Source organism: uncultured Microbacterium sp., assembly GCF_947488465.1.
In the GTDB taxonomy this organism is placed as follows: Bacteria; Actinomycetota; Actinomycetes; order Actinomycetales; family Microbacteriaceae; genus Microbacterium.
The window spans coordinates 190,894-212,213 of sequence record NZ_CANKZA010000002.1 but is presented as its reverse complement, the minus strand read 5'-3'; the positions used below and the strand labels follow the sequence as shown (position 1 = coordinate 212,213).

Here is a 21,320-nt window from a genome sequence, read left to right as displayed (position 1 = left end):
CTCCGCAGCATGGGCTGCTGCGGAGATGGAGCTTCCTGAGGGGGAATCCCCGGCATCCGGTCCTCAGAACGCGACATCTCCTCAGCAACCTGCGCGCGCGGGGTGCTGCCGGGCTCAGGCGGGTGGCTGCAGCAGCGCTGCGAAGCTCCGCAGCGTGTTTTCGAGGTCGAGCGAAGGCTCGAGGAGCCACTGGATCTGCAGGCCGTCGGACGACGCGATCAGGAGCGCCGCGATGTCGGCGGCGGGGATATCGGTGCGGATGCGTCCGGCTCGCTGATCGGCCTCGAACTCGGCCGTCAGTCGCGCCCGGAGGCGCTCGAAGCGGGTCGAGAAGTGCTGCTTGCCGACGTCGCTCCCGGCCTCCAGCGACGCGGCCAGGAGCGTCGTGTACAGCTGCACGAGGCCGGGGACGTCGACGTTGGCGACGGCCGCCTCGAGGAGCGCCTCGACGCCGGTGCTGGATGACGGCGCCCGCGCCGCCCGCTGCGCTTCGGCGTGCGCGTACACGGCGACCAGCAGCTGCTCGCGCGAGTCGAAATAGTGCAGCAGTGCGGCGTGTGACACGCCGAGGGCTTCCGCGATGCGGCGCAGCGATGTGCCGTCGGCTCCGCGTTCCTGGAACACGCCGATCGCACGGTCGAGGATCTCTTGCCGACGTGCGACGCCCTTGGGCTGGAGGCCGGGTCGACCCAGCGCGGCGTCGGCGGATGCTGTCATGGGAACAATCTAGTCGAGCGAGAAGCACAAAACCTCCACATGGAGGTTTTGTGTTATCTTCGACGGAAGCCGTTCGCGGCGCTTCCGAACAACGACGTCCGAAGGATCCACCATGGCCCTCCCCGAAGCTTCCGTACAGCTCTACTCGCTGGCGAAAGAGTTCAGCGCCGATCCGCAGGGATCGCTTGATCGCCTCGCCGCTATCGGGTTCACCCACGTCGAGGCCTTCGACTTCGTCCGCCGTCCGGCCGAGATCCGCGCCGCGCTCGACGCGAGTGGCCTCGCCTCGCCGACCGGGCATGCACCCCTCCTGTCCGACCAGCTGTGGACGCCCGACGGCGCCATCCCGACCCCGGAGCCCGAGGTCGTCTTCGCCGCGGCCGCCGAGATCGGCATGACCACCGTCATCGATCCGTTCGTCGATCCCGAGCGCTGGCTCACGGAAGACGGCGTCGCCGACATCGCCGAGCGCCTGAACCGGGCGGCCGAGCAGGCCGCGACCTTCGGTCTGACTGTGGGCTACCACAACCACGCGCAGGAGTTCGTGGCATCCTTTGGCGACCAGAGCGCGTACGAGCGCTTCGTCGAGCTCACCGAGGCACGCGTCGAGCTCGAGCTCGACCTGTTCTGGGCGCTGACCGGCGGCCAGGACGTTCCCGCGCTCGTCGCACGGCTCGGCGATCGCCTGACCGCCGTGCACGTGAAGGACGGCGTCGTGCCGACGTCGAACCCGTGGGCGCCCGGAGCCGGGGAGTTCGGCTCCGACAGCCTCGACCAGCGGCACGCGGGCACGGCCGATGTGCCGCTGGCCGCGGCGCTGCGGGCGGGCACCGGCATCCGCTACGCCGTGGTCGAGTATGACAGCGCGCCCGGTGATGTCTTCGACGACGTCGCCGCCAGCCTGGCCTTCCTGAAGAACGGCGGGTTCGTCGCATGAGCGCCCGTCTCGGAGTCGGCATCATCGGTGCCGGCGTCATCAGCCAGACGTATCTCGAGAACCTGACCTCCTTCCCCGACGTGGATGTCGTCGCGATCGGCGATCTGCTCCCCGAGCGGGCGCGGGCGAAAGCCGACGAGCACGGCGTCGCCGCCTGGGGGACGGCCGAGGATGTCCTCGCGAACCCGAACGTCGACCTCGTCGTCAACCTCACGATCCCGCAGGCACACGTCGAGCTGTCACGGCAGGCGATCGCCGCCGGCAAACACGTGTGGACCGAGAAGCCCACGGGCCTCGATCGGGAGAGCACGCGTGCGTTGCTGGATGCCGCGGACGCCGCCGGTGTGCGCTTCGGCGCCGCGCCCGACACGATCCTCGGCCCCGGATTCCAGACCGCCAAGCGCGCGATCCAGGACGGCGTGATCGGCACGCCGCTGTTCGTGCAGACGGCCTTCCAGACCCAGGGCCCTGATCTCTGGCATCCCGAGCCGGCATTCCTGTTCGCCGAAGGCGCGGGCCCGCTCCTCGACATGGGTCCGTACTACTTCTCCGCGCTCGTCAGCCTGCTGGGTCCGATCGCGGGGGTCGCGGCTCGCGGTTCGCGCTTCCGCACGGAGCGCCAGATCCACGCCGGACCGCGCGCGGGCGAGACCTTCTCTGTGGAGGTTCCGTCGACCGTGCAGGTGCTCTCGACGTTCGCCGGAGGACAGTCCGGCACGCACCTGCTGAGCTTCGACTCTGCGCTAGAGCGTCACGGCGTCATCGAGATCCACGGCACCGAGGGCTCGATCGTCTTGCCAGACCCGAACCGCTTCGAGGGACGGATCGCGTTCGTGAAGCCGCTCGGCGTGATCCGCGACGGTATGAGCGTCGACCAGGAGTGGATCGAGATCGAGCAGGAGGGCACCGTCACCGGGCGTGGCCTCGGGGTGCTCGACATGGCCCGCGCGATCGCCGAGGACCGGCCGCACGTTGCGACCGGCGAACTCGGGTTCCACGTGCTCGATGTCATGCTCTCGGCGCAGGAGTCGGCATCCACCGGGCAGTACGTGGAGATCGACAGCACCGTGGCAGAGGTGCCGCTCCTCCCGGCCGACTTCGACCCGTTCGCGGCTACGCTTTAAGGCATGGCCGCCATCCAGCACACTGTCGTCTTCCGGCTCGCGCATCCCGCGGGATCGGAGGCCGAACAGGCCTTCCTCGCCGCCGCGCGCGCTGCGCTCACCTCCATTCCCGGGGTGACGGAATTCCGCATCAGTGACCAGGTGAGCCCGAAGAGCGACCTGACATTCCAGTTCTCCATGGTCTTCGCCGACGACGCGGACTACCGCGCGTACAACGAGCATCCGACTCACGTGGACTTCGTCCAGGGTCGTTGGGTGCCCGAGGTCGCCGCGTTCCAGGAGTACGACTTCACGCTCCGCGACTGAGCGCCGTCGGGGTCTCGTTCCCATCGCGATCCGTCCCGAAAGGACACCATCATGCCCACCACCGTCCGCGCCTACGCCGCTCCGTCCGCCACCGAACCGCTCGTCCCCACGACGATCGAGCGCCGGGATGTCGGCGCGAACGACGTCATGATCGCCATTCGCTATGCCGGGATCTGCCACTCCGACATCCACACGGTGCGCGGAGACTGGGGCGCGATCGCCTACCCGCAGGTCGTCGGGCACGAGATCGCGGGAGAAGTCGTCGAGGTCGGCGCCGAGGTCACGTCGTTCGCGGTCGGCGACCGTGTTGGGGTCGGATGCATGGTCAACTCCTGCCGCGAGTGCGAAAACTGCCGCGCGGGTCTGGAGAACTACTGCGCGAAGGGCAACACGGGCACCTATGCCTCGGTCGACCGCGACGGGACGATCACGCAGGGCGGATACTCGACGCACGTCGTCGTCGACAAGGACTTCGTCCTCCGCATCCCCGAGGCGATTCCGTACGAGGCTGCTGCGCCGCTCCTCTGCGCCGGCATCACGACCTATTCGCCGCTCGCGCACTGGAACGCGGGCCCCGGCAAGAAGGTCGCCGTCGTCGGGATGGGCGGTCTCGGCCACATGGCCGTCAAGATCGCCGTGGCGATGGGGGCCGACGTCACCGTGCTGTCGCAGTCGCTGTCGAAGCAGGCGGATGGCCTGGCCTTCGGCGCGAAGGACTATTACGCGACGAGCGACCGTGAGACGTTCCGGACGCTCGCGAGCACGTTCGATCTGATCATCAACACGGTCTCGAGCGCCGATCTCGATATCAACGCCTACCTGAAGCTGCTGCGCCTGGACGGCACGATGGTGAACGTCGGGGCTCCGCCCGAGCCGCTGCCGGTTCGCGTGTTCACGCTGTTCACCAACCGCCGCTCGTTCGCCGGGTCGTCGATCGGCGGCATCGCCGAAACGCAGGAGATGCTCGACTTCTGCGCCGAGCACGGCGTCGCGCCCGAGATCGAGCTCATCTCGGCCGATCAGATCAATGAGGCCTACGAGCGGGTGCTCCGCTCCGATGTCCGCTACCGCTTCGTGATCGACACCGCGACCCTCTGACGCCGACGCGCGCGGGCGTGTGGCGCGCGGCATCCTCCTCTTCCACGAATCACCACTTCCGTGACGAATCACCACGCGATGCGCGTGCGTGTGGTGGTGATTCGCGAGCGTGGTGGTGATTCGCGGGTAGGCGGGGGCGAGAGGATGCCGGCCGCCGGCCGCGGGCGGCGCCGTGACATCATGACGCCATGACCCGTCATTGGACTCCGCTCGCCCTCATCTATCTGGCGCTCGCCGTCATCGGGCTCGTCTGGACGTGGACGTTCAACATCCTCGCGATCACACAGATGGTCGACTTCGTCGGCGACCCCCTGGGCAGCGGCCCGGCGGTGTCGTCGATCACGGCCGATCTTCTCGTCGTCGCGGTCGCCGGCGCGATACTGATCATCGTCGAAGCGCGTCGCATCGGCATGAAACGTGGCTGGCTGTACGTGGTCGTCTCGGGCGACACGGCATTCGCGTTCGCCTTTCCGCTGTTCCTGGCGATGCGTCAGCGTCACCTCACCCGGCTGGCTCGCGCGGCCGTCGCCGAGTAGCTCGCAAGCCATCCGCCCCGGGCTGGCGACCCGACGCAAACGGTCGTCAAGGAGCCGCGCGCGCGACCGTTCGCGTCGGGTCGGCGGGAAGGGCGGGGCGCGACGGCTGGGTACGCGAGCGGGGGCGCTGCGCGGTCGGCGGGGGATCAGGATCGCGTGGCATGATCCGCAGGTGGCATCTCCGGCATCCCGATCGCGACGAACGGCGCCTCGCGGCATGAGTGCGCGCGCGGTCGCTGCCCGTCGGCGGGCGCGGCAGGCACGTCGACGGCGCTGGGGGATCGCCGCCGCCGTCGCGGGCGTGCTCGTGCCGGCGCTTGCTCTCGCCGGTGTCGCTCTCACCTACGTGACGGCCGAGCCGCCCGCGTCGCTCACGCCGGCTGAAGCCACCTGCCAGGCCGTCGCCTCGTACAGCGACGAGCAGTGGGCGCATGCCGGCGCGATCGTTCTCGCGGGGCGCGCGGCGGGAGTATCGGAGCGCGATCAGACCATTGGCGTGATGACAGCCCTGGGCGAGTCGAGCCTCCGGAACATCGACTACGGCGACTGGGAAACGAGCGGAGTGACGAACCCCGACGGCACGCGCACGACCTCGATCGGACTCTTCCAGCAGCAGGACAGCTGGGGAACCCGCGACGAGCGGCTCGACCCGTACACCGCGGCGGTGCTGTTCTATCGCGCAATGGTCGTTCGCGTCCCCGAGCCGGAGCGGTCGGCCCTCGAGCCCACGCTCGTCGCCCATCGCACGCAGGTCAACCGCGATCCGCAGCACTACGCGCGGTATTGGCAGCGTGCGCAGGAGATCGTCGCGGCGCTGGCGCAGGGTGGATGCCGGTAGCTCCGCGCGGCCGTGAACTCGGACACAGCCCGTTCGCCTGTCGCACAGGAGACAGCGCTCAGCCGGCGGACCAGAGCGCTTCGGCCTCGTGCGTCAGGTCGATCACCTGACGCAGCAGCCCGCCCATCGTCGTCGATCGGAGGAGTGTGTACTGGTCGTACTCGCCGAGAGGCGCGATCGCCGCAATCTGCCAGGCGGCGGCGAGAGGTTCCTCCGACAGCTCGGTCGCGGCATCCCACCGCGCATCGTCGACCCGCGCGAGCACGCGGCGCACAATCGACTCGGCCTCCACGCGAAGCGGCAGGAGGGCGTCATTCCACTCCAGTGGCGGAAGCAGGGTCAGCTCGGCGCGCGGGTGGGGATCGTCTTCAAGCCAGGCATCCACCGTGAAACGATCGGTACCGACCGCGACGATCTGCAGGTCATCCGCCCCTGCGGCGACGCTGACCAAACGCGCGAGCGTGCCGACGGCCGCCCGCTGGTCGCCACCGCCGGTCTCGTGCCCCCGTTCGATCAGCACGACGCCGAACTCTGGGTCGTCCTCGTCGAGGAGGTGTCCGATCATCGTCAGATAGCGCGGCTCGAAGACGCGCAGCGGCAGGGGCGTGTGCGGAAACAGCACCGACCCGAGCGGGAACATCGGTGTCGCGGGCATGTCCCCAGTCAAACACCGCCGACGTACAGTGAGAAGAGCCCACCGAGAGGGTGTCATGACGACGACTGATGATGTGGATGCGCGAGTCGCCGCGCTGACGGGCGCGGCACCCGATGCAGAGATCGACCTGTGGCGCGCCGTCGTGCGCCTGCCGCAGTGGTTCTTCATCGACCGCGGTGAGCCCGATCGGCCGCGTCCTTACGGCGTCGCCTTCGATGCCGGGCCGGTCATCTGCGTCTACAGCAGCGCCGAGCGCGCGCAGCGCGCGGCGCGCGACCTGGGCCTCGCCGGCGAGTCGGAGCCGGTGCCGCTCATGACCGTGCCGATGCCCGCCGCACTCGATTGGATCCAGTCGTTCGCCGCGGCCGGCGTCTTCGGCATCGCGCTCGACCACCCGCAGGTGGGGCACTACGTGCCGCTGCCGAACCTCGCCTTCCTCCGCCGGGAGATGTGATCGTGCGTCCCCGCCCCGAGAAGCCCGCCGCGGGACAGGAATCCGTGTGGGATTATCCGCGTCCGCCGCGGGTGGAGCCGGTCGCCGGGCGCGTGACGATCCGTCTCGGCGGCAAGCTCATCGCCGAGACCACGGATGCCGTCCGGGTGCTGGAGACGAGCCATCCGCCGGTGTACTACCTGCCGATCGCCGACTTCACACCCGGCGCGCTGGTCGATGCCGAGGGCTCGTCGTTCTGCGAGTTCAAGGGCCGCGCGCGCTACCTCGACGTGCGGGGTGGCGATGCCGTCCGCCCCGGGGCGGCGTGGAACTACCCTCGGCCGTCGCCGGGCTTCGGCGCCCTGGTCGACCGGGTCGCCGTCTACGCGGGGCCGATGGACGAATGCACGGTCGACGGCGAGGTCGTCACGCCGCAGCCCGGTGGGTTCTACGGCGGGTGGGTGACGGCATCCGTCGTCGGCCCGTTCAAGGGCGTGCCCGGCTCGATGGGCTGGTGAGCGCGGGGGCCGCGGAGGCGCCTTCATCCGGCGCGGATGGCGCTTAGCGGAGCGATAAGCCGAGGTTTGCGCCGGACGAGCCGCGGGGTGGACCGCGGCACCGGAACCCGCGCCGGAGAGGCCGCGCCGGACCGCTCGGCAGGCTCAGCCGAGGCCCGTGTCCACGACCACCCCGGGCGCCGGCACGATCAGCGCCGGCGCGATCGACGCGGTGGCGTCGCAGCCTGATGAGCGATGCCGTCCGCGCGACGAAGGCCGAGCCGGCGGGGCGCCGAGGAATGACCGCGCGACCAGGCCGCCGCGGCTGTGCGCGAGCAGTGCGAAGCGCCGCCTGGCGAGTTTGCGCAGATCGGCCAGGATGCCGGTGAGCACCCCGAGATCGATCGCATCGGCGGCGATCGACAGCTGCGACTGGGCGTACTCGACCGTGTGAAACCCGGCCGTGAGCAGCGCATCGCGCCAACCGGTGACCGTGCTCAGTGGCGGGTCGGTCCGGTAACCGCGCACCGGGAGCAGGGTAGGCGTTTTCGCGATGTCGACATCGCTCTGAAGTCGGAGTCCGAAGCCAAGGGATATACCCCCCGCCTTGCGGCGAGAGGTCATCACGCTTCTGTGGCGGGACGAGGCGCTGCACATGTGTGCATTTCGCTGGGTGGCGGCAATTGCCACCCTAGGCTCGTGGTCGCGCAGCGGGAATGAGCCCGCTGCTCAGGACGGATCCGATGGCGGGTCCGCGTGTGAAGGAGCACCCTTTATGAGACGTCAAACTTTCCGGCGTAACGGCTTTTGGCTGGCCCTCTCGTTGGTGCTGATGCTGGTCTCCAGTGTCGGCGCCTCGCTCGTGCAAACAGTGGGTGGCAGCGTCGCTGTCGAGGACATGCGCTGGGAGGCTGCATCGGGCCGCGAGATGAGCGCCCTGTTGTTCAAGCCGGCCGCCGTCTCGGCCGACGATCCGCGCCCGGCGATCGTGGTCAGCCACGGGTGGTGGAACAACCGTGAGATGCAGGACGCCAACTACGTCGAGCTCGCCCGGCGCGGGTACGTCGTGCTGTCGATCGACATGTACGGGCACGGCAACTCCGACCCGCTTCCTGCGGGACAGGAGGCCGTCGGTGGTACCGGTATGTACGACGCAGTGAAGCTCATCGCCGATCTTCCCTATGTCGATCCCGGCCGGATCGGCGTGACCGGACACTCGAACGGCGCGCGTGCCGCGAACTTCTCGGTCGCCCTCGACAACGAGGCAGAGACGCCCCTCATCGCCTCGGTCCTGCTCGTCGACAATGACCCCGTGTACGTGGACGAGGCGGGAGCGTTCACGAACATCTACGGCAGCCGCGACACGGGTCTCATTCAGGCGCAGTACGACGAGTTCTTCTTCCGCAGCTACGACGCCGAGGGCAACGCACTGACCCCTCCGCGCGAGTACCTCTCTACCCCCAACGCGCAGTCGTTCCTGCACTTCGGGCAGGACCCGTCCGAGGCGACGGATGTGCGCGAGGCCGGTCGGGTCTACACCCAGGACGTCGACGGCGTCGAAACGATGCGCGCAGTCTGGTCGCTGCCGCAGACGCACCCGTGGTCGACGATCTCGAGCACGGCTGTGGGGCACCTGGTCGACTTCTTCGACGAGTCGCTCGGCGCACCGAACCCACTGCCGGCGGGCGACCAGAACTGGCAGCTCAAGGAAGTTCTCACGACCTTCGGCCTGATCGGCTTCGGCATCTTCCTCGTTGCGTTCACGCGCGCCCTGCTGGCGACGCGGGTCTTCGCGGGGCTGCGCGTCCCGGAGCCGATCGCGGCGGTGGCCAACACGCGCCGCGGGCTGGTCTGGTTCTGGGGCGGGCTCGTCGTGACGGCCGTCTTCTCGATCGCCAGCTACGTGCTGCTCAGCCAGGCGGAATGGGCCGGCGCGATCGCCTTCGGTTTGGTGAACCTCATCGCCCCCGGTGTGCCGTGGTTCATCGGTATATGGGCCGCGATCAACGGTGTCGCCGGTCTGGCCATTATGGTCGTCTCGTATCTGCTGTTCGGGCGGCGCAGCGGTCAGGATCTGCGGGCCGTCGGCGTCCTCCCCGGGTGGCGGCGCTTCGGTCTCGGCGTGGCGCTCGCGCTGACGACGACCGTCGCCGCGTTCGGGATCGTCTTCGTGCTGGACTACTTCTTCAAGACCGACTTCCGGTTCTGGGTCCTCGCCGTGAAGGCCTTCAACCCCGAGATGATCGGGTACTCCCTGATCGTCCTGCCGCTGTTTCTGATCTACTTCGTGGCGAACTCGGTGGCGATCAACTCGTTCAACCGCTTCACGCTGCGGGGACGCGAATGGTTGAACACCGCGCTGCTCGCGCTGTTCAACTCGCTCGGGCCCATCGTGCTGGTCATCGCGCAGTACGCGACGTTCTTCATCACTGGTCACACGATCGACGGCTTCGGCGGCATCTTCAGCATCTGGCTGTTCCCGGTCGTCGTCATCCTGTCGGTCGCTGCGCTCATCAGCCGAAAGATCTACCGGGAGACGAACAACCCGTACATCGCAGGTTTCCTTAATGCCGCGGTCGTCACGGTCATCAGTGTCACGAACTCGCTCGTGATCGCGTACTGACCGGACTGTGTGGGCCGGCCCGCCTCGAGGCGGGCCGGCCCACAGCCGAACCCCGGTGTCTCGCGTCTGACCTCCCGAGTGGTCTGCGCTCAGCCCACACATCCGGACAAGCCTCACCATAGGAACCAAAGTCAGGCCGATTCATACTGCAAAGCGAGGATCGGCCGGCGGGCTTCCCTCTCCTGGTGTCCCCGGCCCGCACCCGCCCTCTCTGACGGTTCTCTGCATTAGCCGTACGTGATGCGGTGGAGCCTGCGGTAACTCTGCCGGGCTCTTCTGCCATAGGCCTGGTCGACCGACCGGCGCCCTTTTTCACGTACCCCTTTTGGAGAACCCTGATGAACATTCGTACCGCGGCGACCGCCGCACTGGCCCTGGCCACCGCCCTCACTCTTGCCGGCTGCGCTGGTGGGACCGAATCCAGCTCGGAGTCCATACCGGGGATGGATCACGGCAGCAGCTCTTCACCCTCCGCAGTGATGGCGGACTTCAACGACGCGGACGTGATGTTCGCGCAGATGATGATCCCGCATCACCAGCAAGCGGTCGAGATGGCAGACATGATCCTCGCCAAAGACGGCATCGACGAGAACGTCCTCACCCTGGCCGAAGAGATTAAAGCTGCTCAGCAGCCTGAAATCGAGCAGCTACAGGGATGGCTGGACGAGTGGGGCGCGGACAGCGACACCGACTCCATGTACGGCATGGACCACGGCGCCGGGATGATGAGCGACGAGGACATGCAATCCCTCGACGCTGCTACCGGCGCTGACGCGTCCCGGCTGTTCCTCGAGCAGATGACGATGCACCACGAAGGTGCCATCACGATGGCGCAAGACGAAGTTGACAACGGCCAGAACGCGGATGCGGTTGCGTCGGCACAGACCATCGTCGCGACGCAGACCGCGGAGATCGCCACCATGCAGGAGCTGCTCGCACAGCTCTAACGAATCCCGGTGAGGGACATCCCTAACGGGGTGTCCCTCACCGGGATTCCGATATTCAGCAAGTCTTTAATTCACGGATTGCTGTACATTAATTGGCATGTCCATCGCCGTCGCGTCCGTTACGCACACTGCTGCTCTCGCTCGTCTGGGTCACGCACTGTCAGATGCGACGCGGGTGGGGATCCTCCTCGCGCTGCGGGAGGCGCCTGCGCATCCGTCTGATCTGGCCGATGCGCTGGGGGTGTCTCGTCAGGTGATGTCGAATCAGCTGGCTTGTCTGCGCGGCTGCGGCTTGGTCGAGGCTGTCCCGGATGGTCGCCGATCCTGGTACCGGCTTGCTGACGCGCACCTGGCGCCCGCGCTGAACGAACTGTTGCAGGTTGTGCTCTATGTGGAGCCTGGCTGCTGCGCGGGAGAGAGTTGCACCTGCGCATGAGCGAGGAGTGCTGCGGGCCGGACGAGCCACGCAAGACCGGCACTGTCCGCAGGATCGAGCTCGCTCGATCCCTTGCGGTGGGCGACGCATGCTGCGCTCCGAGCGAGGTTGAATCGGCCGCTGCTAAGTCTCGCGTGCATGACGACGGCGACGCCTGTTGCGGCCCGGCCCTCTCGGCGTCGGCAGCGGTGACTGATGGGATCCCCGAGGTTCGCCCGCCGTGGTGGCGGGATGTGGCGTTGTTGCCTTCGGCGCTCGCGGGCGTGTTTTTGGTGGTCGGCTATGCGCTCGAGTGGTCGGGGCTGCACATTCCGGGCCTGGTGCTCCTGTGGGTGGCACTGCTCGCTGGCGCGTACACGTTCGTTCCCGGGGCGATCGGCCGGTTGCTGCGTGGGCGCCTCGGTGTTGCGCTGCTGATGACGATCGCCGCAGTCGGGCGGTGTTGCTTGGCCATGTCGGGGAGGCCGCGGCCCTCGCGTTCCTGTTCTCCCTCGCCGAGGCACTCGAGGACCGGGCGATGGACCGTGCCAAGGAGGGGCTGCGGGCACTCCTGTCGCTGATCCCGGAGACGGTGCGCGTCTCTCGCCTCACCGGCGATGTGACGATTCCCGCGGCCGACGTGCGTGAGTTGGACATCCTGGTCGTCGGCGCCGGCGAACGGGTCGCGACCGATGGTGTTGTGGTGGAGGGTCGGTCGAGCCTGGACACATCCGCCGTGACGGGCGAGTCCATCCCGGTCGATGTTGGACCGGGCGACCCGGTCGCTGCGGGGTCGGTGAATGGGGCGGCGACACTGCGGATCGAAGCGACCGCGGACGGTCGGAACAACTCCCTCAACCAGATCGTGGCCCTGGTGGCGCAGGCCCATGCCCGCAAGGGCGACCGGGCGCGGCTGGCAGACCGCATCGCCCGCCCACTAGTTCCCGCAGTGCTCATCGCCGCAGCCCTGGTGGCGTTGTTCGGGGTGGTCATCGGTGACCCGTGGACGTGGATCGAGCGTGCACTTGTCGTCTTGGTCGCGGCCTCCCCATGTGCGTTGGCGATCGCCGTGCCGGTAACGGTGGTCAGCGCGATCGGGGCCGCCTCGAAGTTCGGTGTCGTGATCAAGTCGGGGGAGGCATTCGAGCAGCTCGGCACCATCCGCCAGGTCGCGTTCGACAAGACCGGCACCCTTACCCGAAACGAGCCCACCGTCGTCGACGTCCAGACCGCCACGGGCGTCACCCGCCACGACGTCCTCGGCTGGGCCGCAGCGGTCGAGTCCACCAGCACGCACCCCCTCGCTGCGGCCATCACCGCCGCGGCCCAAGATCCCGTAAACGCGACGGATGTTGTGGAGGACGCAGGATGCGGCATCACCGGCCGCATCGGTGGTCGAATCGTCCGGGTGGGCAACGCACGCTGGCTGAACCCGGGTGGCCTTGCTGTGACCGCGGAGTCGATGGCCGCCCGAGGTATGACCGTCGTCGTAGTCGAGGCAGACGGGCAGATCGCCGGGCTGATCGGGGTGCGCGACGAACTGCGGGCCGAGTCCCCTGAGACGGTGCGACTGCTGCACGCCCAGAACATTCAGACGATCATGCTCACCGGCGACAATGACCGCACAGCCCGTGCCATCGCCCGTGAGGCCGGAATCACTGACGTCCGCGCTGAGCAGCTCCCCAAAGACAAAGCCGACGCGATCGCCGCGCTCGTCGCATCGCGCCCCATAGCGATGGTCGGAGACGGCATCAACGATGCCCCCGCTCTCGCGACGGCGACAGTGGGGATTGCGATGGGAGTGAAGGGGTCTGCCGCGGCGATCGAGTCCGCCGATGTTGCCTTCACCGGGCATGACCTGCGCCTCATCTCTGGTGCGCTCGCGCATGCGAAGCGGGGTCGGCGGATCATGACTGCGAACATCGTCCTGGCGTTGGCGATCATCATCGTGCTGTTCCCGCTCGCGCTGTTCGGCGTGCTTGGGCTCGCAGGTGTCGTGTTGGTGCACGAGATCGCCGAAGTCGTCGTGATCCTCAACGGTGTCCGTGCGGCCCGGCGTCCTGCTCTGGCCCGCAACGTTATTCCAGCCGCCAGAGCCTGCGCTCTCGACGGTATGACGCGGGATGTAGTGACCTCGAATAGTGGAAGGTAGACTGCGAAGGATGATTTCGGCCGCTCGAACACAGGATGCTGTGATTCTGAGCGAGCGTCTGCTGATAACGAGGATCATTACGAGTGTGGCGCTCGCGTTGCTGCTGATCGTCGGCGCGTGGATGGCGACCCACACCGAACCCGAGGCAGCCGCACCGACCGCGTCGTCCGTCACGGAGCATGTGGACGCGCACATCGCGCCCATCGCTGCTGGTACTCCGGTGATCGATCAGGGAACGACGAGTCCCGCACTGCTGGGCGTCGCGGTGTGTGTGCTCGGGGTGTTGTGTGGGCTGCTGCTGGTCGTAGTGACCCGGTGGGTGCATCGCACCCGGCGTCCGCAGCCTGAACGAGGACTGCTGCCGCTGCTGAGAGCGCTGTTGCCCGCGTCAGTACCGCCCCGCGCCGCGGCGTTTTCGCTGACACAGTTGAGCATTTCCCGAACCTGACACCTGGCACGCCACCCGCCTGTGGTGGCGACCTTCTCCGGCGTGCCTGCCGGGGAGATTTCTATCATGCCCACGTGTCGTGACCGTTCGGAGTGCCCCCATGAAAATTCCTGTGAAAGTGACGTTGATCACTGTCGCTGTCGTCGTCGCCTTGATCCTGGCGGCGGTCATCTATGTCCTTGTCGATCAACGCTCGACGCCTTCCCCGGGAGGGGAGGGGGAGCCCGCATCGGTGGTGCGACCGAACTCGCATGTTCTGGACGACGGGGGTGAGGGTGCGGTCACGGTGGTGGAGTTCCTCGACTTCGAATGTGAAGCGTGCGGGGCGTTCTACCCGATCGTCGAAGACATTCGGGAAAAGTTTGCGGGGCAGATCACCTATGTCGTCCGCTACTTCCCGCTCCCCGGTCACACCAACTCCACCAACGCGGCCCTAGCTGCGGAGGCCGCAGCCGGGCAGGACCGGTTCGAGGACATGTATCACCGGCTGTTCGAGACGCAGGCCGAGTGGGGCGAGTCACAAGAATCCCGCGCTGATCTGTTCCGCGGATTCGCGGATGAGCTCGGGCTGGACATGGCCGCCTACGACGCTGCCGTCGCGGCCCCCGAGACGCTGGCCCGGGTGGAGATGGACCTCAACGAGGGTCAGGCGCTGGGTGTCTCCAGCACCCCAACGTTCTTCGTGGAGGGGGAACCGCTGGAGCTGCAGCAGTGGAACGACCTCGAGGACGCCATCACACAAGCGGTGAGCACGGCCCCGTGATGCTCGCCAGTCTTGCGCGCCGTCGGGTGATCATCGTTGGCGCCGGCCAGTCGGGCTTGGCTGTCGCTGCGGCGCTGAGCGCGGAAGGGCTGCGGCCGCAACAGGATTTCGTCGTGATCGATGCGGCGGCTGCGGGACAGCGCAGCTGGTCGTCAAGGTGGCACTCCATGGTGCTGCTCAGCGACGCCCGACACAGTGCTCTCCCGACTCGGCGGCATCCTGGGGATCAACGGCTGCACCCCAAGGTGGATGAGATGGTCGATTACCTCAAGGTGGTCGAGGCCGGGATCGGTGTCGAAACAGCCTGGGGTATCCGCGTCACCGGGGTCGAGCGACGTGGCGACGGAACCACCCTGCACCTGTCCACCACCGCGGGTGAGGTGCAGACCCGCAACATCGTCTGCGCCACGGGCGCTGCCGCCCACCCCCGACTTCCCGAATGGGCCACCGCATTGAGCGTCCCCGGTGTCGCGATCCATACCAGCCGCTACCAATATCCCCGCCAGATTCCGACCCGGGATGTGCTGATCGTCGGCGGCGGCAACAGCGGTTTACAGATCGCACGGGAACTTGCCGCTTCCCACGCGGTGACCATGGCGGTGCGTACCCGCCGCGCGCACCGACCCCTGGCCAACTCCCCGTTGGCCGCCGGCGGGCGTCGGCCGTTGTTCGGCGGGGATCCTCATCCCGAGCCGGTGTTCGGTGATAGTTACGAACGGCTGCAGCAGGCCGGGGTGCGAGTTGTCCCCGCGGTAACCGACGCGCGGGGCGGTGCGGTGATCCTCGCGGACGGGACGACGGCATCACCGGGTTCGGTGATCTTCGCGACCGGCTACCTCCCCGGAGACGATTGGCTCCCCGATGACGCACGCATCCGTGGGCCGCGGCGCACAACGACCCCCGTACCTGGCCTGTTCGTCGCGGGATTCCCGCAGTACAGCCGCCGTGGTGTCGACACCATCGCCGGGGTCTCCGCGGACGCGACGGCGATCGCACACCACATCATCAACCGGCCGTAAGAGAGGGGACCATCATGGGCGCTGGACATAGCCACGACACGGGCGAGGCCACACCCCGGAACAGATTGCTGATCGCGTTCTCGATCACCGCATCGGTGTTCGTGATTGAAGTCATTGGCGCAGTCATCACTGGCAGCCTCGCGCTGCTCGTGGACGCCGCGCACATGCTGACCGACGTGATCGGGCTAGCGATGGCGGTCACCGCCGCGCATTTGATGAACCGGCCCCCGTCTGACCGGTACACGTTCGGGCTGCGGCGTGCGGAAGTGCTCGCCGCTCTCGCCCAGGCCGCCCTGCTCCTCGGTGTGGGGATCTTCGCGCTGGTTGAGGGCGTACGGCGACTATTTGAGCCGCCCGAGATCGCGTCGGGCAGCCTGTTGTTCTTCGGGATCGTCGGCCTGGTCGCGAACATCGCGTCCCTGCTGGTGTTGATGAGCGGTCGCACACGCAACCTGAACATGCGCGCCGCGTTCCTCGAGGTGTTCAATGACGCACTTGGCTCCGTCGGCGTCATCGTCAGCGCCATCCTGATCGCCACCCTCGGCTGGTATCAGGCAGACGCGGTCGCCGGCATCCTGATCGCGCTCCTGATCATCCCGCGCACCGTCATCCTGCTCCGCGCATCCGGAAGCGTCCTACTCGAATCCACCCCTCCCGGCCTTGACCTGGCGGAGGTACGCCGACACATCCTCGAGCTGCCGCAGGTGGTCGCCGTGCACGACCTGCACGCCTCCCAAGTCTCCACAGATCTCCCGACGCTGACCGCGCATGTCGTCGTCGACGACACCCTTACCCCGGAACAGTCCGCCCGGCTGCTGCAAGAGCTCCAGGAATGTGTCTCCGAACACTTCCCGGTGAGCATCGAGCACGCCACGTTCCAGATCGAACCGCAATCCCACCCCGGAGAACACACCACCCATGCGTAACCCCCGCCGCTCACTCATCACCACCCTGGCCACCCTTCTCCTTGGAGCGGGACTGACGTTGGCTGTGGCGACCCCCGCCCAAGCGCACGACGAACTGGTCTCCTCCTACCCGGAGGCAAACTCCACCCTCACCTCATCACCCGCGGAAATCACTCTCTCCTTCAGCGGTGAACTCATTGCGGGAATGCAATCCGCTGCCGTCGAGGTGATCGCCTCAGATGGGGAAAACATTGCCACCGATGCACCGTCAGAGGATGGCACCTCCATCACTCAGCAGCTCACCCCGAACCCGCCGGACGGGCTATTCACCGTCCGGTGGAAAGTCGTCTCCAGTGATGGCCACCCGATCAGCGGCGAATACACCTACACCGTCGCACCCACCGACGCCGTCCCGAGCAGCCCCGCCGCCACACCGAGCACGGCTCCGCAAACCCCCGCACCGACCGCGACCGCGACCGTAACGCCCGCTGACAACGGATACGGGGGCGAGACCTCCGGAGGCGGCGATACCTTCGCGATCCTCGCTGTGGTCGGAGGAATGATCATCCTCGGCGGCGCCCTCGTCATCGTGTTGATGGTCGGCAGGGAACGTCGGCGCCGCGACCGTGCCGACGCCGCGCGAGCCGCCCGGGACACGACCGCGGGGAAGGACTCGACTGATGAGTCGTGACCAGGCACGCAGGTTCGCTCTCGCCTGCATCGCGGCAGCAGGAGTGGTGCTGATTGATCAGGCGAGCAAGGCGGCTGCGTTGTCCTCCCTGAGTGAGGAAGAGCGGATCCCGCTGCTGGGAAATCTGCTCGGTCTGCAGCTCGCTTTCAACCCCGGAGCGCTCCTGTCCCTAGGGTCCGGGGCGACGTGGCTGCTCACCCTGCTGGGGATGGCCGCGACCGTCGTGCTCATCATCGCCGCCACGCGCGCCCGCACCACCGGCTGGGCGGTCGGGATCGGGCTGATCCTGGGCGGCGCGATCGGCAACCTGATCGACCGGCTGTTCGCCCCGCCCGCGTTCGGGCGCGGCCATGTCACCGACTTCCTCGCCTACGGCAACTGGTTCATCGGCAACCTCGCCGACGTTGCTCTCGGAGCCGGCGTGGTCGTCCTGGCCGGAAGTCTCTGGATCCGTCACCGCCGCACCCACACCGCGGCAAAGGATGATCCCACTGCCACGGCTGCCACGGCGGAGGCGGGACGATGATGGCGAAACCGCGAAGCCCCTCGACGTATCAGCGCAACGCGTTCGCGCCCAGCCTGCTCGCTGCCGCCGTCCTGTTTGTTGCCCCCGCGCTCATGGGTAACGACTGGTTCCTGGCGGTGCTGTTCGTCACCGCCATCCTGGGCGTGATCGTGGCGTGGTTTGCGGTGCAGGCGCGGCAGTGGTGGTGGGTGCCAGTGTTCGCGGTGATCGTGGTGGTCTGGAATCCGGTCTTCCCGTTCCCGTTCGCAGGGCCGGTGTGGACGGCCGCGCAACCGGTCGCAGCGGTGGTGTTCCTTGTCGCCGGTGCGTTGATCAAGGTGCGCCGCCCATGACCACCCACAGAAGTCGGACCCGGACTGCTGTTGCCCTGCTGCTCGCGTCCGCTTTGCTGACCGGGTGCGCGGCGGATGATTCCCTCGCGCAGCAATACCGGGACGGCACCGAGAAGGGTTACATCTCCGGCGATTTCCAGGTCGTGGAGATCCCGGAGCCGGAACGGGGCGACCCAGTCGTGTTCGAGGGCGTCACCGAGGCCGGTGACACGGTGACCAGCGATGACTACCGGGGTGGGGTGCTGGTGGTGAACTTCTGGTACGCCGCCTGTGGGCCGTGCATCGTCGAAGCCCCATTGCTGGAAGAGGTGTGGCAGGACTACCAAGACCAAGATGTCGCGTTCCTCGGGGTGAATACCTACGACCAGCCCGCCACCGCGCTCTCCTTCGCCCGCGACAACAACATCACCTACCCCAGCGTGATCGACGTGAACGACGGGCGCGTCAAACTCGCATTCGCACAGCTCACCCCCATCCAAGCCACCCCCACCACCCTCGTCATCGACCGCGACGGGAGAGTCGCCGCCCGGATCATCGGACAGCTGGCCGCCGCATCCATCCTCTCCGCACTCGTCGCCGATGCCCTCGAGGAAGACACCCCATGAACCCGGGGATGACGATCATCGACGGCGCCCTGTGGGTGGCCGTCCCGGTCGCGGTACTCGCCGGATTGGTGTCCTTCCTCTCCCCGTGCGTGCTGCCGCTCGTGCCCGGCTACCTCGGCTACCTCGGCAGCACCACCACCGACACCGGAACCACCTCAAAAAGGCCAGGAACGACGGTGCGGGCCGAGCGTGCACGACTCCTGCTGGGCGTGGCCCTGTTCATCGCCGGGTTCACCGTGGTGTTCGTGGCAGTCACCATCCTCGGCGGCACCTTCGGATTCCTGCTGCTGCAATATGCGAACATCCTCACCCGGGTGTTCGGTGTCGTCATCATCGTCCTCGGGCTGGTGTTCCTCGGTCTGTTCGGGCTCGCCCAACGCACTCTCCGCCCCCGTGCCCGAGGTCGCGCCGGATTGATCGGCGCGCCACTGCTCGGCTTCGCGCTCGGTGTCGGCTGGACGCCCTGTATCGGCCCCACCCTCGCCGCGATCATCTCCATGTCCTGGAACCTGGGCGACCCTGCTCGCGCCGGCCTGCTCGGCCTGGCCTACTCCCTCGGTCTGGGGATCCCGTTCCTCATCCTCGCCGCCGGTTGGGGATGGGCATCACGGTCCGTGACATTCTTGCGCCGCCACATCCGTGCGCTGAACATCATCGGCGGAGTAATGCTCATCCTGCTCGGGTTGCTGATGGTCACAGGAGCGTGGACGGCGCTGATGTCGGCACTGCAACAGGTGGTGATCAATGTTCCCCTCCCGCTCTGAGACCAACACGACGAACGAGGCTGTAGACCCGCTCCGACCTCGCGACCACGCCGACAGCGACGACGGTGACAATGCCGCGGACGTGACCTCGCCGGCGCTCAGCGTGGTGGGCTGGGCGAGGTGGGCGTGGCGGCAGCTGACCAGTATGCGTACCGCCCTGGTGCTGCTGCTGTTCCTTGCGATCGCCGCCGTACCGGGGTCGCTGTTCCCACAGCGCACCGCCGACCCCAACGGCGTCATCCAGTGGGAACGCGACAATCCGGATGTGTTCCCCGTCGCGGACGCGATCGGGTTGTTCGACGTGTACCAGTCGCCCTGGTTCTCCGCGATCTACCTGCTGCTGTTCACCTCCCTCATCGGTTGCGTCATCCCTCGCGCAAAGCACCACTACAAAGCCCTTCGGTCCCAGCCGCCCCGCACTCCCGTCCGCCTTTCCCGCCTCCCCGATTACCGGGAGGTCACCGTCTCCGTAGGGGCGGCGGCCCAGAATGCGGCGGAAGAGGCCGTTGAGCTCGCGGAGCGGCAACTGCGCCGCGCCGGCTACCGGGTGCACAGGTACGACGGCCGCGGATGGGCATCCGTCTCGGCGGAGCGCGGTTATTTGCGAGAAACCGGGAACCTGGTCTTCCACATCGCTCTGATCGGAGTGCTGGTCTCCGTCGGCATCGGCGGCGGGTTCGCATACACCGGACAGCGGGTCGTGGTGGAGGGCACCACGTTCGTGAACGCGCTCAGCGACTACTCCTCCTTCAACCCGGGCCGGTTCATCGACGGGACCGGCCTCGCCCCGTACTCGATGACCCTCGACGAGTTCGAGGTCACCTATCAGCTACCCGGTACCCCCGGCGCGGGGCAAGCAGGGGACTTCTCCGCCAACGTGATCATCCGCCAACCCGGGCAGGACGACCGCAGCGAGAGCGTCATCGTCAACTATCCGATCACCGTCGAAGGTGACCGGATCTACCTGCTTGGAAACGGATACGCGCCCACTCTCACCATCCGGAACCCGGAGGGGGAAGTTGTGTACAGCGAATCGCAGCCGTTCCTGCCGCAGGACTCATTCATGACGTCCCTGGGGGTCATCAAGATCCCGGACGGGATGCCCGAGCAGCTCGGTCTGGTCGGATTCTTCTACCCCTCCCAGGGTGTGCTGCCGTCCGGCGCGTACACATCGGTGTACCCGGATGCGATCAACCCGGTGCTCACTCTCAACGTGTTCAGCGGTGACCTCGGGATCGATGACGGCACCCCCCGGTCCGTCTACACCCTCGATGTCGACGGGCTCACCCAGCACACCGGCGCCGACACCGGCGCCGAGTCGCTCGAGCTCACCCCCGGCGCGACCGCTGACCTCCCCAACGGGTGGGGGACGATCACCTGGGAGGACGACACCGCGGTGGTCGGTGAACCGGTGAAACGGTTCGCGTCGCTGCAGATCCAAAACGACCCCTCCGGTACCTGGGTGCTCGCCTTCGCCACCCTCGCCACATTGGGACTGATTGCCGGGATGTTCGTACCCCGCCGCCGCGTGTGGATCAAAGCCCACACCACCCCGGGGGGCGTCCGCGTCGAATACGCCGGCCTCGCGCGCGGCGAGGACCCAACCCTCCACAAAGCCGTCCACGACATCGCGGACACTCATGCCGCCGCGCTGACCGGCACCGCAAGCCACATTCCTCCCGAAGGAGAAAACCGATGAAATGTCCCATTGACGATGCCCTGCTCGCGGTGACCGAGCGCTCCGGTGTCGAAATTGACGACTGCCCGCAATGCCGCGGCGTCTGGCTGGACCGCGGCGAACTGGACAAGATCATCGACCGCGCCCCCGACTCCCGCGTACCGGAATACCCCGCACCACCACCACGCGACTCCCACCACGGCCGCAGCGACTCTCAACCGAACCGAGGCGATTCCCGTCACGACCGAGGAGGGAAGCGCCGTCGAGAGGGTTTCCTCGGCGATCTCTTCGACTTCTGATCACTCAACCGA

Annotated in this window: 25 protein-coding genes and 1 pseudogene; 23 read left to right on the top strand and 3 right to left on the bottom strand. The window is 67.4% G+C overall.

Translation table 11 applies throughout. The features are described from left to right. Positions 1 to 114: 114 nt before the first annotated feature. A complete protein-coding gene (locus Q0653_RS06005; RefSeq protein WP_298943443.1) occupies positions 115 to 717 on the bottom strand; it encodes a TetR/AcrR family transcriptional regulator in 603 nt (200 codons plus the stop codon). A gap of 112 nt (positions 718 to 829) precedes the next feature. On the opposite strand from Q0653_RS06005, the gene Q0653_RS06000 reads away from it, so the two are divergent. From Q0653_RS06000 to Q0653_RS05975, 6 genes are all read left to right on the top strand, one after another. Further along, a complete protein-coding gene (locus tag Q0653_RS06000) occupies positions 830 to 1,654 on the top strand; it encodes a sugar phosphate isomerase/epimerase (protein ID WP_298943442.1) in 825 nt (274 codons plus the stop codon). After that, on the top strand, positions 1,651 to 2,778 hold the full coding sequence (locus tag Q0653_RS05995) for a Gfo/Idh/MocA family oxidoreductase (RefSeq protein WP_298943440.1): 1,128 nt from the start codon (positions 1,651 to 1,653) through the stop codon (positions 2,776 to 2,778). The genes Q0653_RS06000 and Q0653_RS05995 overlap by 4 nt, the downstream gene beginning before the upstream one ends. Positions 2,779 to 2,781: 3 nt before the next feature. After that, positions 2,782 to 3,084, top strand: a complete 303-nt coding sequence (locus tag Q0653_RS05990; RefSeq protein WP_298943438.1) for a Dabb family protein — start codon at positions 2,782 to 2,784, stop codon at positions 3,082 to 3,084. A gap of 51 nt (positions 3,085 to 3,135) precedes the next feature. Then, positions 3,136 to 4,182 carry an NAD(P)-dependent alcohol dehydrogenase gene (locus tag Q0653_RS05985; protein ID WP_298943436.1) on the top strand — a complete coding sequence of 349 codons (1,047 nt, stop codon included), beginning with the start codon at positions 3,136 to 3,138 and terminating at the stop codon, positions 4,180 to 4,182. A 188-nt stretch (positions 4,183 to 4,370) separates the two neighbouring features. Then, on the top strand, positions 4,371 to 4,718 hold the full coding sequence (locus tag Q0653_RS05980) for a DUF2834 domain-containing protein (RefSeq protein WP_298943434.1): 348 nt from the start codon (positions 4,371 to 4,373) through the stop codon (positions 4,716 to 4,718). Positions 4,719 to 4,935: 217 nt separating this feature from the next. Continuing rightward, positions 4,936 to 5,556 (top strand): peptidase M23, encoded by a 621-nt coding sequence (locus Q0653_RS05975; protein ID WP_298740951.1) that lies wholly within the window; start codon positions 4,936 to 4,938, stop codon positions 5,554 to 5,556. A gap of 58 nt (positions 5,557 to 5,614) precedes the next feature. Here the strand turns inward: Q0653_RS05975 and Q0653_RS05970 are convergent, their stop codons facing one another. After that, positions 5,615 to 6,211 (bottom strand): LON peptidase substrate-binding domain-containing protein, encoded by a 597-nt coding sequence (locus tag Q0653_RS05970; RefSeq protein ID WP_298943431.1) that lies wholly within the window; start codon positions 6,209 to 6,211, stop codon positions 5,615 to 5,617. Positions 6,212 to 6,266: 55 nt separating this feature from the next. Between Q0653_RS05970 and Q0653_RS05965 the strand changes: the two genes are divergently transcribed. Both Q0653_RS05965 and Q0653_RS05960 read left to right on the top strand, forming a co-directional pair. After that, positions 6,267 to 6,665 carry a hypothetical protein gene (locus tag Q0653_RS05965; protein ID WP_298943429.1) on the top strand — a complete coding sequence of 133 codons (399 nt, stop codon included), beginning with the start codon at positions 6,267 to 6,269 and terminating at the stop codon, positions 6,663 to 6,665. Continuing rightward, positions 6,665 to 7,162 (top strand): DUF427 domain-containing protein, encoded by a 498-nt coding sequence (locus Q0653_RS05960; protein WP_298741235.1) that lies wholly within the window; start codon positions 6,665 to 6,667, stop codon positions 7,160 to 7,162. The genes Q0653_RS05965 and Q0653_RS05960 overlap by 1 nt, the downstream gene beginning before the upstream one ends. Before the next feature lie 144 nt (positions 7,163 to 7,306). Here Q0653_RS05960 and Q0653_RS05955 read toward each other — a convergent pair whose 3' ends face one another. Further along, a complete protein-coding gene (locus Q0653_RS05955; protein ID WP_298943427.1) occupies positions 7,307 to 7,831 on the bottom strand; it encodes a hypothetical protein in 525 nt (174 codons plus the stop codon). A gap of 85 nt (positions 7,832 to 7,916) precedes the next feature. Between Q0653_RS05955 and Q0653_RS05950 the strand changes: the two genes are divergently transcribed. The 15 genes and pseudogenes from Q0653_RS05950 to Q0653_RS05880 all read left to right on the top strand — a co-directional run bounded on the left by Q0653_RS05950 (position 7,917) and on the right by Q0653_RS05880 (position 21,308). Continuing rightward, the gene (locus tag Q0653_RS05950; RefSeq protein WP_298943425.1) at positions 7,917 to 9,764 is read left to right on the top strand and encodes an alpha/beta fold hydrolase; all 1,848 of its coding nucleotides are present in this window, start codon (positions 7,917 to 7,919) and stop codon (positions 9,762 to 9,764) included. A 338-nt stretch (positions 9,765 to 10,102) separates the two neighbouring features. Then, the gene (locus tag Q0653_RS05945) at positions 10,103 to 10,711 is read left to right on the top strand and encodes a DUF305 domain-containing protein (protein WP_298943423.1); all 609 of its coding nucleotides are present in this window, start codon (positions 10,103 to 10,105) and stop codon (positions 10,709 to 10,711) included. A gap of 97 nt (positions 10,712 to 10,808) precedes the next feature. Next, complete coding sequence (locus tag Q0653_RS05940) at positions 10,809 to 11,147, top strand: metalloregulator ArsR/SmtB family transcription factor (RefSeq protein ID WP_298740936.1); 339 nt, start codon at positions 10,809 to 10,811, stop codon at positions 11,145 to 11,147. A 416-nt stretch (positions 11,148 to 11,563) separates the two neighbouring features. Next, positions 11,564 to 13,278 (top strand): annotated as a pseudogene (locus tag Q0653_RS05935) (cation-translocating P-type ATPase). Between the two features lie 10 nt (positions 13,279 to 13,288). Continuing rightward, positions 13,289 to 13,726, top strand: a complete 438-nt coding sequence (locus Q0653_RS05930) for a hypothetical protein (RefSeq protein ID WP_298740932.1) — start codon at positions 13,289 to 13,291, stop codon at positions 13,724 to 13,726. Positions 13,727 to 13,826: 100 nt separating this feature from the next. Then, positions 13,827 to 14,489, top strand: a complete 663-nt coding sequence (locus Q0653_RS05925; RefSeq protein ID WP_298740930.1) for a thioredoxin domain-containing protein — start codon at positions 13,827 to 13,829, stop codon at positions 14,487 to 14,489. After that, positions 14,489 to 15,508: an NAD(P)-binding domain-containing protein gene (locus Q0653_RS05920; RefSeq protein ID WP_298741233.1), complete on the top strand. Its 1,020-nt coding sequence runs from the start codon at positions 14,489 to 14,491 to the stop codon at positions 15,506 to 15,508. Before Q0653_RS05925 ends, Q0653_RS05920 begins: the two co-directional genes overlap by 1 nt. Before the next feature lie 14 nt (positions 15,509 to 15,522). Continuing rightward, positions 15,523 to 16,434, top strand: a complete 912-nt coding sequence (locus tag Q0653_RS05915; RefSeq protein ID WP_298740928.1) for a cation diffusion facilitator family transporter — start codon at positions 15,523 to 15,525, stop codon at positions 16,432 to 16,434. After that, a complete protein-coding gene (locus Q0653_RS05910) occupies positions 16,427 to 17,104 on the top strand; it encodes a copper resistance CopC family protein (protein WP_298740926.1) in 678 nt (225 codons plus the stop codon). The genes Q0653_RS05915 and Q0653_RS05910 overlap by 8 nt, the downstream gene beginning before the upstream one ends. Beyond that, entirely contained in the window at positions 17,094 to 17,630 is a 537-nt protein-coding gene (lspA, locus tag Q0653_RS05905; protein ID WP_298943421.1) for a signal peptidase II, read from the top strand. Before Q0653_RS05910 ends, lspA begins: the two co-directional genes overlap by 11 nt. Continuing rightward, the gene (locus Q0653_RS05900; protein ID WP_298740922.1) at positions 17,627 to 17,962 is read left to right on the top strand and encodes a DUF6804 family protein; all 336 of its coding nucleotides are present in this window, start codon (positions 17,627 to 17,629) and stop codon (positions 17,960 to 17,962) included. Before lspA ends, Q0653_RS05900 begins: the two co-directional genes overlap by 4 nt. Continuing rightward, on the top strand, positions 17,959 to 18,567 hold the full coding sequence (locus tag Q0653_RS05895; RefSeq protein ID WP_298740920.1) for a TlpA disulfide reductase family protein: 609 nt from the start codon (positions 17,959 to 17,961) through the stop codon (positions 18,565 to 18,567). Before Q0653_RS05900 ends, Q0653_RS05895 begins: the two co-directional genes overlap by 4 nt. Beyond that, entirely contained in the window at positions 18,564 to 19,331 is a 768-nt protein-coding gene (locus tag Q0653_RS05890) for a cytochrome c biogenesis CcdA family protein (protein ID WP_298740918.1), read from the top strand. The genes Q0653_RS05895 and Q0653_RS05890 overlap by 4 nt, the downstream gene beginning before the upstream one ends. Then, the gene (locus Q0653_RS05885) at positions 19,312 to 21,030 is read left to right on the top strand and encodes a cytochrome c biogenesis protein ResB (protein ID WP_298943419.1); all 1,719 of its coding nucleotides are present in this window, start codon (positions 19,312 to 19,314) and stop codon (positions 21,028 to 21,030) included. The genes Q0653_RS05890 and Q0653_RS05885 overlap by 20 nt, the downstream gene beginning before the upstream one ends. Beyond that, the gene (locus Q0653_RS05880; protein ID WP_298943417.1) at positions 21,027 to 21,308 is read left to right on the top strand and encodes a zf-TFIIB domain-containing protein; all 282 of its coding nucleotides are present in this window, start codon (positions 21,027 to 21,029) and stop codon (positions 21,306 to 21,308) included. The genes Q0653_RS05885 and Q0653_RS05880 overlap by 4 nt, the downstream gene beginning before the upstream one ends. The last annotated feature ends 12 nt before the right edge of the window (positions 21,309 to 21,320 follow it).